The organism is Novosphingobium sp. PY1, from assembly GCF_017312445.1.
In the GTDB taxonomy this organism is placed as follows: Bacteria; Pseudomonadota; Alphaproteobacteria; order Sphingomonadales; family Sphingomonadaceae; genus Novosphingobium.
This window is the reverse complement of record NZ_BLTI01000004.1, coordinates 410,980-424,061: the sequence shown is the minus strand read 5'-3', so window position 1 is coordinate 424,061 and position 13,082 is coordinate 410,980. Positions and strand designations below refer to the sequence as shown.

At 66.3% G+C, this 13,082-nt stretch carries 15 protein-coding genes; 12 read left to right on the top strand and 3 right to left on the bottom strand.

Annotation, left to right across the window (positions count from 1 at the left end; genetic code table 11):
- The first annotated feature begins 2 nt into the window (after window positions 1-2).
- From J3474_RS06180 to J3474_RS06150, 7 genes are all read left to right on the top strand, one after another.
- Window positions 3-206 carry a DUF4169 family protein gene (locus tag J3474_RS06180; protein WP_207093430.1) on the top strand — a complete coding sequence of 68 codons (204 nt, stop codon included), beginning with the start codon at window positions 3-5 and terminating at the stop codon, window positions 204-206.
- Window positions 206-409 (top strand): hypothetical protein, encoded by a 204-nt coding sequence (locus J3474_RS06175; RefSeq protein ID WP_007013133.1) that lies wholly within the window; start codon window positions 206-208, stop codon window positions 407-409. The genes J3474_RS06180 and J3474_RS06175 overlap by 1 nt, the downstream gene beginning before the upstream one ends.
- A 264-nt stretch (window positions 410-673) precedes the next feature.
- Entirely contained in the window at window positions 674-1,837 is a 1,164-nt protein-coding gene (locus J3474_RS06170; RefSeq protein ID WP_207093429.1) for an 8-amino-7-oxononanoate synthase, read from the top strand.
- Entirely contained in the window at window positions 1,834-2,454 is a 621-nt protein-coding gene (locus J3474_RS06165) for an alpha/beta fold hydrolase (protein WP_207093428.1), read from the top strand. Before J3474_RS06170 ends, J3474_RS06165 begins: the two co-directional genes overlap by 4 nt.
- Window positions 2,451-3,206: a methyltransferase domain-containing protein gene (locus J3474_RS06160; RefSeq protein ID WP_207093427.1), complete on the top strand. Its 756-nt coding sequence runs from the start codon at window positions 2,451-2,453 to the stop codon at window positions 3,204-3,206. Before J3474_RS06165 ends, J3474_RS06160 begins: the two co-directional genes overlap by 4 nt.
- A 7-nt stretch (window positions 3,207-3,213) precedes the next feature.
- Entirely contained in the window at window positions 3,214-3,849 is a 636-nt protein-coding gene (gene bioD / locus J3474_RS06155) for a dethiobiotin synthase (protein WP_207093426.1), read from the top strand.
- Window positions 3,846-5,099 carry an adenosylmethionine--8-amino-7-oxononanoate transaminase gene (locus J3474_RS06150; RefSeq protein ID WP_207093425.1) on the top strand — a complete coding sequence of 418 codons (1,254 nt, stop codon included), beginning with the start codon at window positions 3,846-3,848 and terminating at the stop codon, window positions 5,097-5,099. Before bioD ends, J3474_RS06150 begins: the two co-directional genes overlap by 4 nt.
- Window positions 5,100-5,108: 9 nt before the next feature.
- Here J3474_RS06150 and J3474_RS06145 read toward each other — a convergent pair whose 3' ends face one another.
- The 3 genes from J3474_RS06145 to J3474_RS06135 form a co-directional block, all read right to left on the bottom strand.
- The gene (locus J3474_RS06145) at window positions 5,109-5,924 is read right to left on the bottom strand and encodes a glycosyl hydrolase (protein WP_242528212.1); all 816 of its coding nucleotides are present in this window, start codon (window positions 5,922-5,924) and stop codon (window positions 5,109-5,111) included.
- Between the two features lie 103 nt (window positions 5,925-6,027).
- Entirely contained in the window at window positions 6,028-6,858 is an 831-nt protein-coding gene (map, locus tag J3474_RS06140) for a type I methionyl aminopeptidase (RefSeq protein ID WP_007013125.1), read from the bottom strand.
- 55 nt (window positions 6,859-6,913) lie between these two features.
- Complete coding sequence (locus tag J3474_RS06135) at window positions 6,914-7,762, bottom strand: DUF4163 domain-containing protein (protein ID WP_242528211.1); 849 nt, start codon at window positions 7,760-7,762, stop codon at window positions 6,914-6,916.
- A gap of 66 nt (window positions 7,763-7,828) precedes the next feature.
- Here J3474_RS06135 and J3474_RS06130 point away from each other — a divergent pair, with 66 nt between their 5' ends.
- The 5 genes from J3474_RS06130 (at window position 7,829) to glnA (ending at window position 12,867) form a co-directional block, all read left to right on the top strand.
- Window positions 7,829-9,214 carry a M17 family metallopeptidase gene (locus J3474_RS06130; RefSeq protein ID WP_207093422.1) on the top strand — a complete coding sequence of 462 codons (1,386 nt, stop codon included), beginning with the start codon at window positions 7,829-7,831 and terminating at the stop codon, window positions 9,212-9,214.
- A gap of 64 nt (window positions 9,215-9,278) precedes the next feature.
- Window positions 9,279-9,644: an SH3 domain-containing protein gene (locus J3474_RS06125; RefSeq protein ID WP_007013122.1), complete on the top strand. Its 366-nt coding sequence runs from the start codon at window positions 9,279-9,281 to the stop codon at window positions 9,642-9,644.
- Window positions 9,641-10,564: an N-acetyl-gamma-glutamyl-phosphate reductase gene (argC, locus tag J3474_RS06120; protein ID WP_013831959.1), complete on the top strand. Its 924-nt coding sequence runs from the start codon at window positions 9,641-9,643 to the stop codon at window positions 10,562-10,564. The genes J3474_RS06125 and argC overlap by 4 nt, the downstream gene beginning before the upstream one ends.
- Window positions 10,565-10,979: 415 nt before the next feature.
- Window positions 10,980-11,318 (top strand): P-II family nitrogen regulator, encoded by a 339-nt coding sequence (locus J3474_RS06115; protein WP_007013120.1) that lies wholly within the window; start codon window positions 10,980-10,982, stop codon window positions 11,316-11,318.
- A gap of 139 nt (window positions 11,319-11,457) precedes the next feature.
- Complete coding sequence (gene glnA, locus J3474_RS06110; protein ID WP_007013119.1) at window positions 11,458-12,867, top strand: type I glutamate--ammonia ligase; 1,410 nt, start codon at window positions 11,458-11,460, stop codon at window positions 12,865-12,867.
- Window positions 12,868-13,082 lie beyond the last annotated feature (215 nt).

The window sequence follows — 13,082 nt, the reverse complement described above, 5'->3', positions numbered from 1 at the left end:
ACATGGCCGAAATCATCAACCTTCGCCTGGCCCGCAAGGCCAAGGCCCGCGCCGCCGACAAGGCGCAGACGGACAGCAATCGCGCCCGGCACGGACGCACCGCGGCAGAGCGCAAGGCAACCGAGGCCGAAGCGGAGCGGCTTGCCCGTACGGTCGACGGTGCACGGCGCGAAAAGGACTCCGGCAACAACGGGGCCCCGGACTGATGCGCACGACTTACGAGAGCGCGACAGTGCGCCTCTATCACCTCGATGCCGGTCCCGAAGGCGGCGCGGCACATACCCTGTTCTACGGCCCCCTGTCCGAAGCCATGCGAATCGCGGCGCAGCAACCCGAAGACGTGCAGGACGGGCTGTTCATCGCCACCGACAACGACGTGGTGGCCTACCTCGACCTGTTCGAAAGCTGATCCCTCGCATTGCACCTGTGCGGCCAGGGGAAAAATGCCCGGTGCAGGATCGCGGAGAGAGAATGGAAGAGAAGCGATCCGGCACCGGGCCAATCAACGCCCGCGTCCGACTTCGGGCGTCAGGGAAGCAACTATGCTATCGATTGTATAGCCCGTAAACTCTTAAAAAATCCAACACGCCCTATCGTTGAAAGACCGTGCCCCTGGCGCCGATTTCCCTAGCGCCATTGTACAAAGGCTCAGCTTGCCATACCGGCACCTGCGATGAGCAGGCTCGATTCCCTTCTCAAGTCCGCGCTCGCGCGGATCGAGAGCGCCGGACAGCGCCGCACCTTGCGCGCGGCTGCCCTTGCCGGCGGCGGCCGCGTGATCCGCGAGGGGCGCGAACTGGTCGACTTTTCCAGCAACGACTATCTCGGACTTGCCCGTCATCCCCTGCTGATCGAGCGTTCGCGCGAATGGACCGCACGATTAGGCACCGGCTCCGGCGCATCGCGGCTGGTCACGGGCACGAGCGATGCGCATCTCGCGCTCGAAGCGCGCATCGCGCAGTTCAAGGGGACCCAGGCCGCATTGATCTTTGCCAGCGGCTGGCAGGCCAATGCCGCGGTCATCCCCGCCCTGCTCGCAGCCGTACCGGGCGCCGCCATTTTCACCGACCGGTTGATTCACGCCAGCATGCACGCAGGCATCGCCATGGCCGGCGTGCGCCAGCACCGGTTCAGGCACAACGACCTCGACCACCTCGAGACGTTGCTTGCCGACAAGGGACGCGATGCCCCGGCCCGGGTGATCCTGACCGAAAGCGTGTTCAGCATGGACGGCGACCGCGCCGACATGGCACGCCTTGCCGCCATCGCCGAAGCGCACGATGCCGTGCTCTTCATCGACGAGGCCCATGCCACCGGCGTCCTCGGCCCCGGCGGCGCGGGTCTTTCGGCCGAAATTCCGGGCCGGGTCGACCTGATCATGGGCACCTTCAGCAAGGCGCTCGGCGGATTCGGGGCCTATGTCGCGGGCTCGCAGGCGCTGATCGACTACCTCGTCAACACCGCCAGCGGCTTTATCTTCACGACCGCGCCGCCCCCTGCGGTGCTGGGCGCTATCGACGCCGCGCTCGACCTCGTGCCCGGCATGGACGCCGAGCGCGCCCACCTCGCGGCGCTGGGCGACCGCCTGCGCGCGGGCCTGTCGCGGCTCGGCCTCGACCATGGCGCCTCGAGCACCCAGATCGTGCCTGCCGTGATTGGCGCAGAAGCCGATGCCATGGCACTTTCTGCCCGGCTGGAAACGGCAGGCTTGCTTGCCTCCGCGATCCGCCCGCCCACGGTTCCGCCCGGCACCAGCCGCCTGCGCATCGCCCTGCGCGCCAGCCAGAGCGAGGCCGACGTCGATACCCTGCTGACAGCCATAGAGGCGCACCGTTGAAGCTGCTGTTCTGTCACGGCTGGGGATTCGACCGGCACTTCTGGGACACGCTGGCCCCGCTCCTGCCCGAATGGGAGCAGCTGCGCGACGACCGTGGCTATTTCGGCGACGCGCTGGCCCCGGCAGTCGAAGGTCCCTGCCTGGCGGTAACCCATTCCTTCGGCACCATGCGGCTCCTCGCCGATCCACCGCCGGGACTGGCCGGTCTCGTCGCCATCAACGGGTTCGAGCGCTTCACTGCCTCGCCCGACTGTCCGGGCGTGCCGACCCGCGTCGTCGAGCTGATGCTGCGCCAGTTCGGCCGCGATCCGCGAACGGTCGTTGAAGACTTCCGCCGGCGCGTCGGATGCGACGCGGCTTTCGCGCGGATCGATCCCGCTCCCCTGCGCGATGACCTGCTGAGCCTGCGCGATGCGCATCCCCCCCTGCCGGAAGTTCCCGTTCTGGTCGTGCAGGGCGCCAGGGATCCGCTGCTTCCGCAAGCCATGCGCCAAGGCTGCTTTGCCGGTATCGCGGCACGGCACCTGAGCCACGAAGGCGGCGGCCATCTGCTCCCGCTCGAAGACCCGGCGTTTTGCGCGCAGGCGGTCCGCGACATGGCTGGGTCCCTCGCATGAGCGGGCAACGCGAACGCATCATCCGGGCCTTCGCCATGGCGCCGGACTACGAGGACCATGCCCGCGTCCAGCGCAGCGTCGCCGAAGCCCTTGCCGCACGCATTGCCGCACTTGCGCTGCCGCAAAGCCCGCGCGTGCTGGAAATCGGCTGCGGCACCGGCTTCCTGACGCGTGCGCTGCTCGCGGCCGATGTCGGCGGAGACTGGACGATTACCGACATCGCACCCGAAATGGTCGAGCGTTGCCGCGCCAGCCTCGGCGATGCGCCCTCGCGCCGATTCGCTGCGATGGACGGGGAATTCGGCACCCCGGAAGGCGGCCCTTTCGATCTCATCTGCTCCAGCCTGGCCCTGCAGTGGTTCACCGACGCCCCGGCCGCGCTGGCCCGCATGGCCGACTGGCTCGCGCCGGGCGGTCACTGCCTCGTGACCACTCTCGGCCCCGGCAGTTTCGCCGAATGGCGCGAAGCCCACGCGGCCGAGGGACTGGTCGCCGGAACCCCGGAATTCCAGCCCGTCGAAGACTTCGTCAGGCTCGCCCCGGCCGCGCTCGACGTCGAGGCGCACGTGGAATGCCATGCCGATGCCCGCGCGTTCCTGCGCTCGCTCAAAGCCATCGGCGCCGGCACGTCTTCGCCCCGCCATCGCCCGCTGCCGCCCGCCGCCCTGCGCAGGGTCATGGCGCGTTTCGAGGCTTCCGGAAGCGCTGTCACGTACGAGGTCGTGACCTGCCACCTTCATCGCGCTAGGTGAGCCCGCGATGCCAAACACCCCCATCATCGTCACCGGCACCGACACGGAAATCGGCAAGACCGTCTTTGCCGCCGGCCTGACCGGCGCGCTCGGCGCTTGCTACTGGAAGCCCGTGCAGGCCGGACTGGAGGCCGACGGCGGCGACCGCGACCGCGTGGCCCGTCTCGCCGGGATCGCGCCCGAGCGGGTGCTGCCCGACGCCTATCGGCTCTCGACACCCTGCTCACCCCACCTCGCTGCCGAGATCGACGGGGTCGTCATCGACCCGGATCGGCTCGCCCTTCCGCAAGTGGACGGCCCGCTGGTGATCGAAGGAGCCGGCGGCGCTCTGGTGCCCCTGACCCGCCAGATGACTTACGCCGACCAGTTCGCGCAATGGCGATGTCCGGTCGTCCTCGTCGCGCGCACCGTGCTGGGCACGATCAACCATTCGCTGCTGTCGATCGAGGCGCTGCGCACGCGCGGCATCGACATTCTCGGCGTCGCCTTCGTCGGCGATGCGGTGGAAGACAGCGAGGCGACGATCTGCGAGATGGGCAAGGTCCGCCGTCTGGGCCGCCTGCCGCGGCTCGATCCGCTGACGCCCGAAACCCTGCGCACGGCCTTTGCCGAACATTTTCGACTGGAGGATTTCACCCGGTGACGTCATCTGTCTGGCACCCCTTCACGCAGCACGGCCTGCGCGAACCGATCCCGCGGGTCGAACGCGCCGAGGGCGCCGTGCTCCACACCGCGGACGGCAAATCCTACATCGATGCGATCTCCTCGTGGTGGGTGACGACGCACGGGCACTGCAATCCGAAGATCATGGCGGCCATCGCCGAACAGGCTGGCAAGCTCGACCAGATGATCTTCGCGGGCTGGACCCACGAACCCGCAGAAGCCGTCGCCGCGGGCCTGCGCGAAATCATGCCGCAAAACCTGACTCGGGTGTTCTTCTCCGATTCGGGATCGACCGCCGTCGAAGTCGCGCTGAAGATGGCGCTGGGCTACTGGCATGCGCGCGGCGAGGCGCGGCACCGCATCGTCGTGATGGAGCACAGCTACCACGGCGATACGATCGGCGCGATGTCGGTCGGTGCGCGCGGCGTGTTCAACCAGGCCTATGAGCCGCTGCTGTTCGACGTCGCAACCGTGCCCTTCCCCGCCGCGGGGGCGGAACAGGCCGCGCTCGATGCGCTGGAGGCGATCTGCCGCAAGGGCGATGCGGCGGCGTTCATCGTCGAGCCGCTGGTGCTCGGCGCAGGCGGGATGCTGTTCTACGCGCCGGAAACGCTGGCGCGGATGCAGGAGATCTGCACGCAGCACGACGTCCTGTTCATCGCCGACGAAGTGATGACCGGCTGGGGCCGCACCGGCACCCTGCTCGCGTGCGAACAGGCCGGCGTTTCGCCCGACATCCTGTGCCTCTCCAAGGGACTGACCGGCGGCGCGGTGCCGCTTGCGGTCACGATGGCGAACGAGGCGATCTTCGAGGCGCACTGGTCGACCGACCGCGCGAAGATGTTCTTCCACTCGTCCAGCTACACCGCCAACCCGCTCGCCTGCGCGGCAGCCCGCGCGAACCTCGAGATCTGGCGCGAGGAGCCGGTGCGCGAGCGTATCGCCGCTCTCGCCAAGCGACAGGCGCAGTGGCTCGATAAGCTCGGCAGCTTCTGCCACTTCGACAATGCCCGCCAATGCGGAACGATTGCCGCGCTCGACCTCAAGACGTCGGGCGAAGGCGGCTATCTCGACACTTTGGCGCCCGACCTCATGGCCTTCTTCCGCGAGCGCGGCATCCTGCTGCGTCCCCTGGGCAACACGGTCTATGTCATGCCGCCCTACTGCATCGGCGAGGATCAGCTGGCCGATGTGTGGAATGCCATCGGCGAAGCCGTGATCAGCTTCTGAGCGGCAGGGCTATTGCGGCTCGACCGGCGTCTGGTCACATGTGGCAAGATCGACGAAGGCCTTGCCCACTTCGGTAAGCCTGCCCCCTGCGACCAGCCCGGAATGCAGCTTCCAGCCGTCGAGCCCTTCGTAGAGACCGAACCATGCGTGCCGCTCGACATAGGGCAAGTCATCGAGCATCGCCGAGGCGCGGCGGAAGAACGCTGCCTGCTCGGCAAAGGAAAAGCGGCCCGGCCGCGACCAGTCCGCCAGCGCCCATTCGGTGACCCAGACGGGACGGCCGTAAGCCTCGTGGACCCGCTCGAGGTAGCCGCGGAAAGCGTCGATGTCCGGCGACTGCGTGTAATAATGGACGGCGATGAAATCGACGCGGTAGCCGCGCTCCGCTGCCCGTGCCATGAAGCGGCCAAGCCAAGTGCTTGGGCCCACTTCGTTGCCCGTACGCGTCGCCGGTGAACCGAGGCGTTTTCCGGTCGCCATCAGCGTCGGCCAGTAGGCCAGCGCCAGTTCGACGCTCATGTTCGCCTGCTTCGCTTCGTCCGGTTCATTGAAAGTCAGCAGGACCGGCGAAGGCGCGGCGAAGACTTGCGGCAGATCGCTGCCAGACCGGATCATCGGCACAAAGCCGGGATCGCGAAGATCCGTCCGGGCCTGCCAGGTATGGAACCACCCCCCGTGGAGCCGCTCCAGATCTGCTTCCAGTGTGCTATCGCCCTCGAGGGGCCAGGCGCCGATCCCGAGTTTCCCGGCATGGTCGACCGGGCATCGCCCCGCATGGGCCCCGCCCGGCACAGACAGACTGAGGGCCACCGCGAGTAGGGGCAACAGGCGAATTGCGGGGATCGCGGCGCGGGCCATGGCAAGGGCTTCAACGCGCGGGGGAGGTGCGCGGTTGCGGCGGGGCCTTGCGTCCCCGCCATCGCTGCGATCAGGCGTAAGGCGGCTTGTGCTGGCCTGCCGGGCTGAGCGTGAAGATCTCGCAGCCGTCCTCGGTAATGCCGATCGAGTGTTCGAACTGGGCCGAAAGCGACTTGTCGCGGGTCACCGCGGTCCAGCCGTCGTTGAGAAGCTTCACCGGCGGCTTGCCGAGGTTGATCATCGGCTCGATGGTCATGAACATGCCCGGCTTCAGCATCGGCCCCGTGCCGGCGCGACCGGCGTGGACCACTTCGGGCGCATCGTGGAACAGGCGGCCGAGGCCATGGCCGCAGAATTCGCGCACGACGCCGTAGCGATGCGCTTCGGCATGGGCCTGGATGGCCGCGCCGATGTCACCCACGCGGTTGCCCGGCTTGGCCTGCTCGATGCCGATCATCAGGCACTCGTAAGTCACCTCCACCAGCTTGCGCGCCTTCAGCGAGGGCTCGCCCGCGAAATACATGCGGCTGGAATCGCCGTGCCAGCCGTCGAGCAGCGGGGTCACGTCGATGTTGAGAATATCGCCTTCCTTCAGCGTCTTTTCCGAAGGAATGCCGTGGCACACGACATGGTTGATCGAGATGCAGCACGAATGCGCATAGCCGCGATAGCCCAGCGTTGCCGGAACGGCGCCGCCATCGAGCGTCAGTTCGCGAACCTTGTCGTCGATTTCAGCCGTGGTGACGCCCGGCTCCACCATCGAGGCCACTTCATCGAGGATCGCTGCGGCAAGGCGTCCGGCCTTGCGCATGCCCTCGAAAGCCTCGGGTCCGTGCAGCTTGATGGTGCCGTCGCGCAGGACGGTTTCACTTCCGGGTTCGACAATCTGGTATTCGCTCATGGCCCCCACATAGCGATCTTGCTCGCCAAATGCGAGATGCTCGCAAGCGCGAAGATCAGCCGCCGGTCGAGAAGCTATCCTTGTAGGCGGGCTTCACCGTGTCGAGCACGGCCGGAGTGACCGGCAGGGTGATCTCGTATGTGCCTTCGGCATAGGGCCCGGCCGCGTAGGGACCGACGAGGATTCCGAGGCGATCGAAAGTCTTGCCGTTCGACGAGCCGAGAATGACCGTACTTTCGAGCGGATCGATACAATCGCTGAACATGTCGTCGCTGCCGCGGCGTACCGGCACCCCGCGCCGCTTCTCACGCTCCTTGTCGAGCGCATTGCAGAAAGGCCGGCGGATTGCCGAGCGCAGCGCCGATTCGCTGGTGAACAGGGCCTCGGGCTTGCGGGCCGCGTCGGCCTGCTTGTCCCACAGCAGCGAATCGAAACCGCTCATGCCATGGGCACCGCCGGAAAAGACGTAGAACTCGGAGGACAGCGACAGCCAGCCCGGCAAGTCGGTCACCACCTTCCAAGAGGTCTGGCTGCTATGCGCGTGATAGGGAAAGTCGTTCTTCTTCGCCTCGCGCCGGTCATCGCGCGATTCGGAGATGAGCGCCTTGCGGGTTTCGTCCAGCTTGGCATCGAGCCTTGCGCGCAGCCCGGGGATTGCGCCGGCCTGGTCCGGGTACTCGTAGGCGAATTCGTAAAGATCGTTCGAGGCTTCTTCCTTGCGGCCCATGGGCGCGGCAGCTTGCGCAACCTGCGAAGCCCCGTCGCTGGCCGCCCCTTGCGAGGCCATGCCCGCTCCCGCAGGACCGGCACTGGCCTCGCTCGAGGCTGAAAGCGAAGGCTGATCCTCGGGGGCATCGGCCTGCTTGCCCGAACAGCCACCTGCCAGGAGAACGCTTGCCAACACCAATCCGCCAATTCGCATAATTTTCCTCTCGCACTCAGGCCTGAGCCAACGCTAGAGAAACTCTGTATGAGCGACAAGAACCCATTGATTCAGCCGGACCGGGGCCAGAAGGCCGTGGCGATCCACCTCGTCGACAAGGACGGACTGGACGCCTTCCTCAAGGAACGCACCGCTGCCCAGCGCGCTGCGCTCGAAGCGCACAAGTTCTCCGCCGATGCGGGCGAACACGCGATCGTCCCCGATGGCGACGGCTGGATCGTGGTGGCAGGCGTTGCCCGGACCGGGGAACTGTCGAGCTGGTGCCTGGCCAAGCTCGCCGATGCCCTGCCCGCCGGCACCTATCGCTGCCATGGCGCCGAACCGGGCCGCGCCATGTTCGGCTGGATCACCGGGCAGTACAGCTTCGACCGTTATCGCTCCGATCCTTCCGAAGAAGGCCCCCGCGTACTGCTGACCGCCGAGGCGGGCAAGATCGACGCAATCACCGCCGAGGCCGAGGCCGTCGAACTGGTCCGCGACCTCGTCAATACCCCGGCCGAGGACATGGGCCCCGGCCAGCTCGAGGCAGAGGCCGAGAGCCTTGCCAAGGCCTATCGCGCCGAGATCCACGTGACCCGCACCGACATGCTCGAGCGCGAGTTCCCGATGGTCCATGCCGTGGGCCGCGCCGCCGGGCGCAGCCACGCGCCGCGCATGATCGAGCTGGAATGGGGCGATCCCAGGCATCCCAGGATCGCCATCGTCGGCAAGGGCGTCTGCTTCGATTCGGGCGGGCTCGACATCAAGCCGTCCTCGGGCATGCTGCTGATGAAGAAGGACATGGGCGGCGCGGCACATGCCCTGGCACTGGCGCGTCTGATCATGGACGCGAAGCTGCCGGTGCGCCTGCACCTGCTGGTCCCCGCCGTCGAAAACGCGGTTTCAGCCAATTCCTTCCGCCCGGGCGACGTCCTGCGCAGCCGCGCAGGCATCTCGGTGGAGATCGGCAATACCGATGCCGAAGGCCGCCTGATCCTCGGCGATGCCCTTGCCCGGGCCGGCGAGAAGGAGCCGGAGCTGATCATCGACTTCGCAACTCTCACCGGCGCGGCCCGGGTCGCGCTCGGCCCCGACCTGCCCGCACTCTTTGCGCGCGAGGATGCAACCGCGCAGGCCCTGCTCGACGGCGGCCTTGCCAGCGACGATCCGTGCTGGCGCCTGCCGCTGCACGAAGGCTACCGCGAAATGCTCAAGTCCGACGTAGCCGACATCAACAATGCAGGCACCGGCGGCTTTGCCGGCGCCTGCACCGCGGCGCTGTTCCTCGACCGTTTCGTGCCCAAGGGCGTCGACTGGGCCCACTTCGACACTTTCGCCTGGCGCCCCTCGGCCAAGCCGGGTCGTCCGAAAGGGGGAGACGCTTTGGGTCTGCGGGCAAGCTGGAATATGCTAAGACAGCGCTACGGCAAATGACTCGCCGAAACCTTGCTTCTTGGCCATGCCCCAGCTAAGCGCGCCCATCTTTGACTTTGGAGACATGACCGCGTTGGCCATCCAGGATTCCCATACCCGCCCCCCCCGGATCGACGGCATTCTTGCCATGACCGGGCCGAGCGTGACCGCGGATCCCGGCTGCCTTCCGGTTCGCGGAGACCTGGCGCACATCAAGCTCGCCGGTCTCTACTTCGTGCCGCACTACTCGGTGCCGATGCCGCACAAGGTGCTTCCGGGCGCCGTCCTGCGCAGCGCCGGGCGCGAGGATGCGGACGCGATCCGCGAACTGCCCGCGGGCGAAACCTTCAACGTGCTGGATATCGCCGGCAACTGGGCCTGGGGCCAGCTCGGCGAGGAAGGCCAGGTCGGCTACGTCGCGCTTTCCGGGATTGAGGTGATCGGGCAGTGAGCGCGACGGTCTTCATCGACGGCGCCGCCGGCACCACCGGGCTTGAAATTGCAGAGCGGCTCGGCAGCCGCAGCGAGTTCGACCTCATCGTTCTCGACGACGAACGCCGCAAGGACGCCTCGGCGCGCGCCGAAGCGCTGAACGACGCGGATTTCGTCGTGCTGTGCCTGCCCGACGACGCCGCCCGCGAAGCCGTGGGAATGATCCGCAACGACCGGACCCGGGTGATCGACGCATCGACCGCCTACCGCACCGCCGATGGCTGGACTTACGGCTTCCCCGAGCTGGTCGGCCGCGATGCGATTGCATCGGCCATGCGCGTCAGCAATCCGGGCTGCTATCCCACCGGCTTCCTCGCCCTCGTCGCGCCGCTCGTGGCCGCGGGACTGCTACCGGTCGACTGGCCCTATGTGTGCCACGCCGTTTCCGGTTACTCGGGCGGCGGCAAGGCGCTGATCGGCCGATTCGAGGAAGACCGCGACATCGCATTTCGCGCCTATGGCCTGACCATGGGCCACAAGCACGTGCCCGAAATGACGGTTCATGCTGGCCTTTCGATCCCGCCGATCTTCGCGCCCGCCGTCATCGCTGCGCATCGCGGCATGGTCGTCGAAGTGCCGCTGCACCTCGGCGCCATGAAGAACGCCGGCTCGCCCGAGGCCCTGCGCGGAAAGTTAAGCGAGACTTATACAGGCAGCCCGATCGTCTCGGTCGTCGACGACGAACCGGGTGAACTGCTGCTGCGCGCCTCGATGCAGCCGGTCGACACGTTGACCCTGCGCGTCTTCGGCTCTGCCGACGGCAGCCAGGCCCGCCTCGTCGCCATGCTCGACAATCTGGGCAAGGGCGCCAGCGGCGCCGCGGTCCAGAACCTCAACATCATGGCCGGCCTGCCGGAAACAGCAGGACTGCGTCTCTGACGAGCCGGCCTTGCGCACCGGTGCCGTTGCAGCGCCGATTGCCCCGCCAAACAGTGCTCCCGGGGTGGGAACGACCGGCAAGCCCTTCCGGCTGCCCGTTGCCTTACCCGGTTTCCGAATCCAACCCACCGCGCCTCGTGTCGACGCCTTCTTGGGCGCACTGCACAATTTTGAGGCAGGGCTTGCCTGAATATTGAACAGATGTTGTGCACTGCGCCTGTCGAACATTGCCGAAACACCCTATTCGATAGGGTAAATCGAGCGATTCCGGTCTTTTCGCGACTGCACACATGCCCTACCTAGTGGGCAACCGTATTGGCACGATTCTTGATGGGAGTCGCGCGCGAGGCATCTGGTTCCCGGACCGGAAAACCTCTTCGGAAATCCGGGATCAAGTGCAGGGGTCTAGACAGGCGTGAAAAAGATCGAAGCCATCATCAAGCCGTTCAAGCTCGATGAAGTGAAGGAAGCGCTTCACGAAGTGGGCGTTTCGGGCATCACCGTCACCGAAGCAAAGGGCTTCGGGCGTCAGAAGGGGCATACCGAGCTTTATCGTGGTGCCGAGTATGTCGTGGACTTTCTGCCCAAGGTGAAACTCGAGGTCGTTGTTGCCGACGCCCTGGCGGACCGCGTGGTCGAGGCGATTGCCGAAGCCGCACAGACCGGGCGCATCGGCGACGGCAAGATCTTCGTCATCCCGGTCGAGACTGCGGTGCGCATCCGTACCGGCGAGCGGGACGACGACGCCCTCTGATCCGAGGGCCATCTCAAAATTCCGGCTTGAGCCGGACTGGGGAACAATCCGGCACGGGGGGCCGGTAAAATTCCTGGAGTGCCAATAACCCCTGATCCCCTGCCGCGCGGCGGCAGGGCAAGACTGGAGAACAACGCAAATGGCAAGTGCAAAGGACGTCCTCAAGCAAATCAAGGACGAGGAAATCGAGTGGGTTGACCTCCGCTTCACCGACCCCAAGGGCAAGTGGCAGCACCTGACGATGGTGTCCTCGGTTCTTGGTGAGGACGAACTGGAAGACGGCCTCATGTTCGACGGTTCGTCGATCGAGGGCTGGAAGGCCATCAACGAGTCGGACATGATCCTCAAGCCCGACCTCGACGCCGTCTATGTCGATCCGTTCTCGGCCACCCCGATGCTGATCCTGTTCTGCGACATCGTCGAGCCTTCGACCGGCGACCTCTACGGACGTGACCCGCGCTCGACCGCCAAGCGCGCCGAAGCCTTCGTCAAGGCTGCCGGTTTCGGCGACACCGTCTATGTCGGCCCCGAAGCCGAATTCTTCATGTTCGACGACGTGAAGTTCTATGACGGCTACGACGGCAACGGCTTCAAGCTCGACGACATCGAACTGCCCGGCAACTCGGACAAGTCGTACGACACCGGCAACCTTGCGCACCGTCCGCGCGCCAAGGGTGGCTACTTCCCGGTCGCTCCGGTCGACTCGGCTGTCGACATCCGCGCCGAGATGGTCTCGACCATGATCGAAATGGGCCTGCCCTGCGACAAGCACCACCACGAAGTGGCCGCCGCGCAGCACGAACTCGGCCTGACCTTCGGCACGCTGGTCACCACCGCCGACCGCATGCAGATCTACAAGTACGTCGTGCACATGGTCGCCCAGGCCTATGGCAAGACCGCCACGTTCATGCCCAAGCCGATCATGAAGGACAACGGATCGGGCATGCACACGCACATCTCGGTCTGGAACGAAGGCAAGAACACCTTCGCCGGCAACGGCTATGCCGGCCTGTCGGATACCTGCCTGTACTTCATCGGCGGCGTCATCAAGCACGCCAAGGCCCTCAACGCCTTCACCAACCCGACCACCAACAGCTACAAGCGCCTGGTGCCGGGCTACGAAGCCCCAGTCCTGCTCGCCTACTCGGCGCGCAACCGCTCGGCCTCGTGCCGCATCCCCTACGGTGCGGGCGACAAGGCGAAGCGCGTGGAATTCCGTTTCCCCGACGCGATGGCCAACCCCTACCTGTGCTACGCCGCGCTGCTCATGGCCGGCCTCGATGGGATCAAGAACAAGATCCATCCGGGCGACGCCATGGACAAGAACCTCTACGATCTGCCGCCGGCCGAACTCGCCGAAGTGCCGACCGTCTGCGGTTCGCTGCGTGAAGCTCTCGAGGCCCTGGCCGCTGACCACGAGTTCCTCATCGAGGGCGGCGTGTTCACTGCCGACCAGATCGAAGCTTACCTCGAACTGAAGTGGCCGGAAGTTCTGCGCTGGGAAACCACGCCGTCGGCCGTCGAGTTCGACATGTACTACAGCGCCTGATTTCGCTCCCTTCTCCGGAAGGGACAATCGGTTCGCCGAGTGGGGCGCCTGGAGCAATCCAGGCGCCCTTTTCCGTTTGCGCGCTCCTGCTCCCCCCTTGTGGTGGCAAATGCACACCGCAGTCAGCGCCGATTAATCGCAGCCGGTCCACCCCGTCGCTCGCCCGAGGCGGCGAAGAGTCCCCAAGGAACGAACTGTCGCCGATCCGCGTTGCA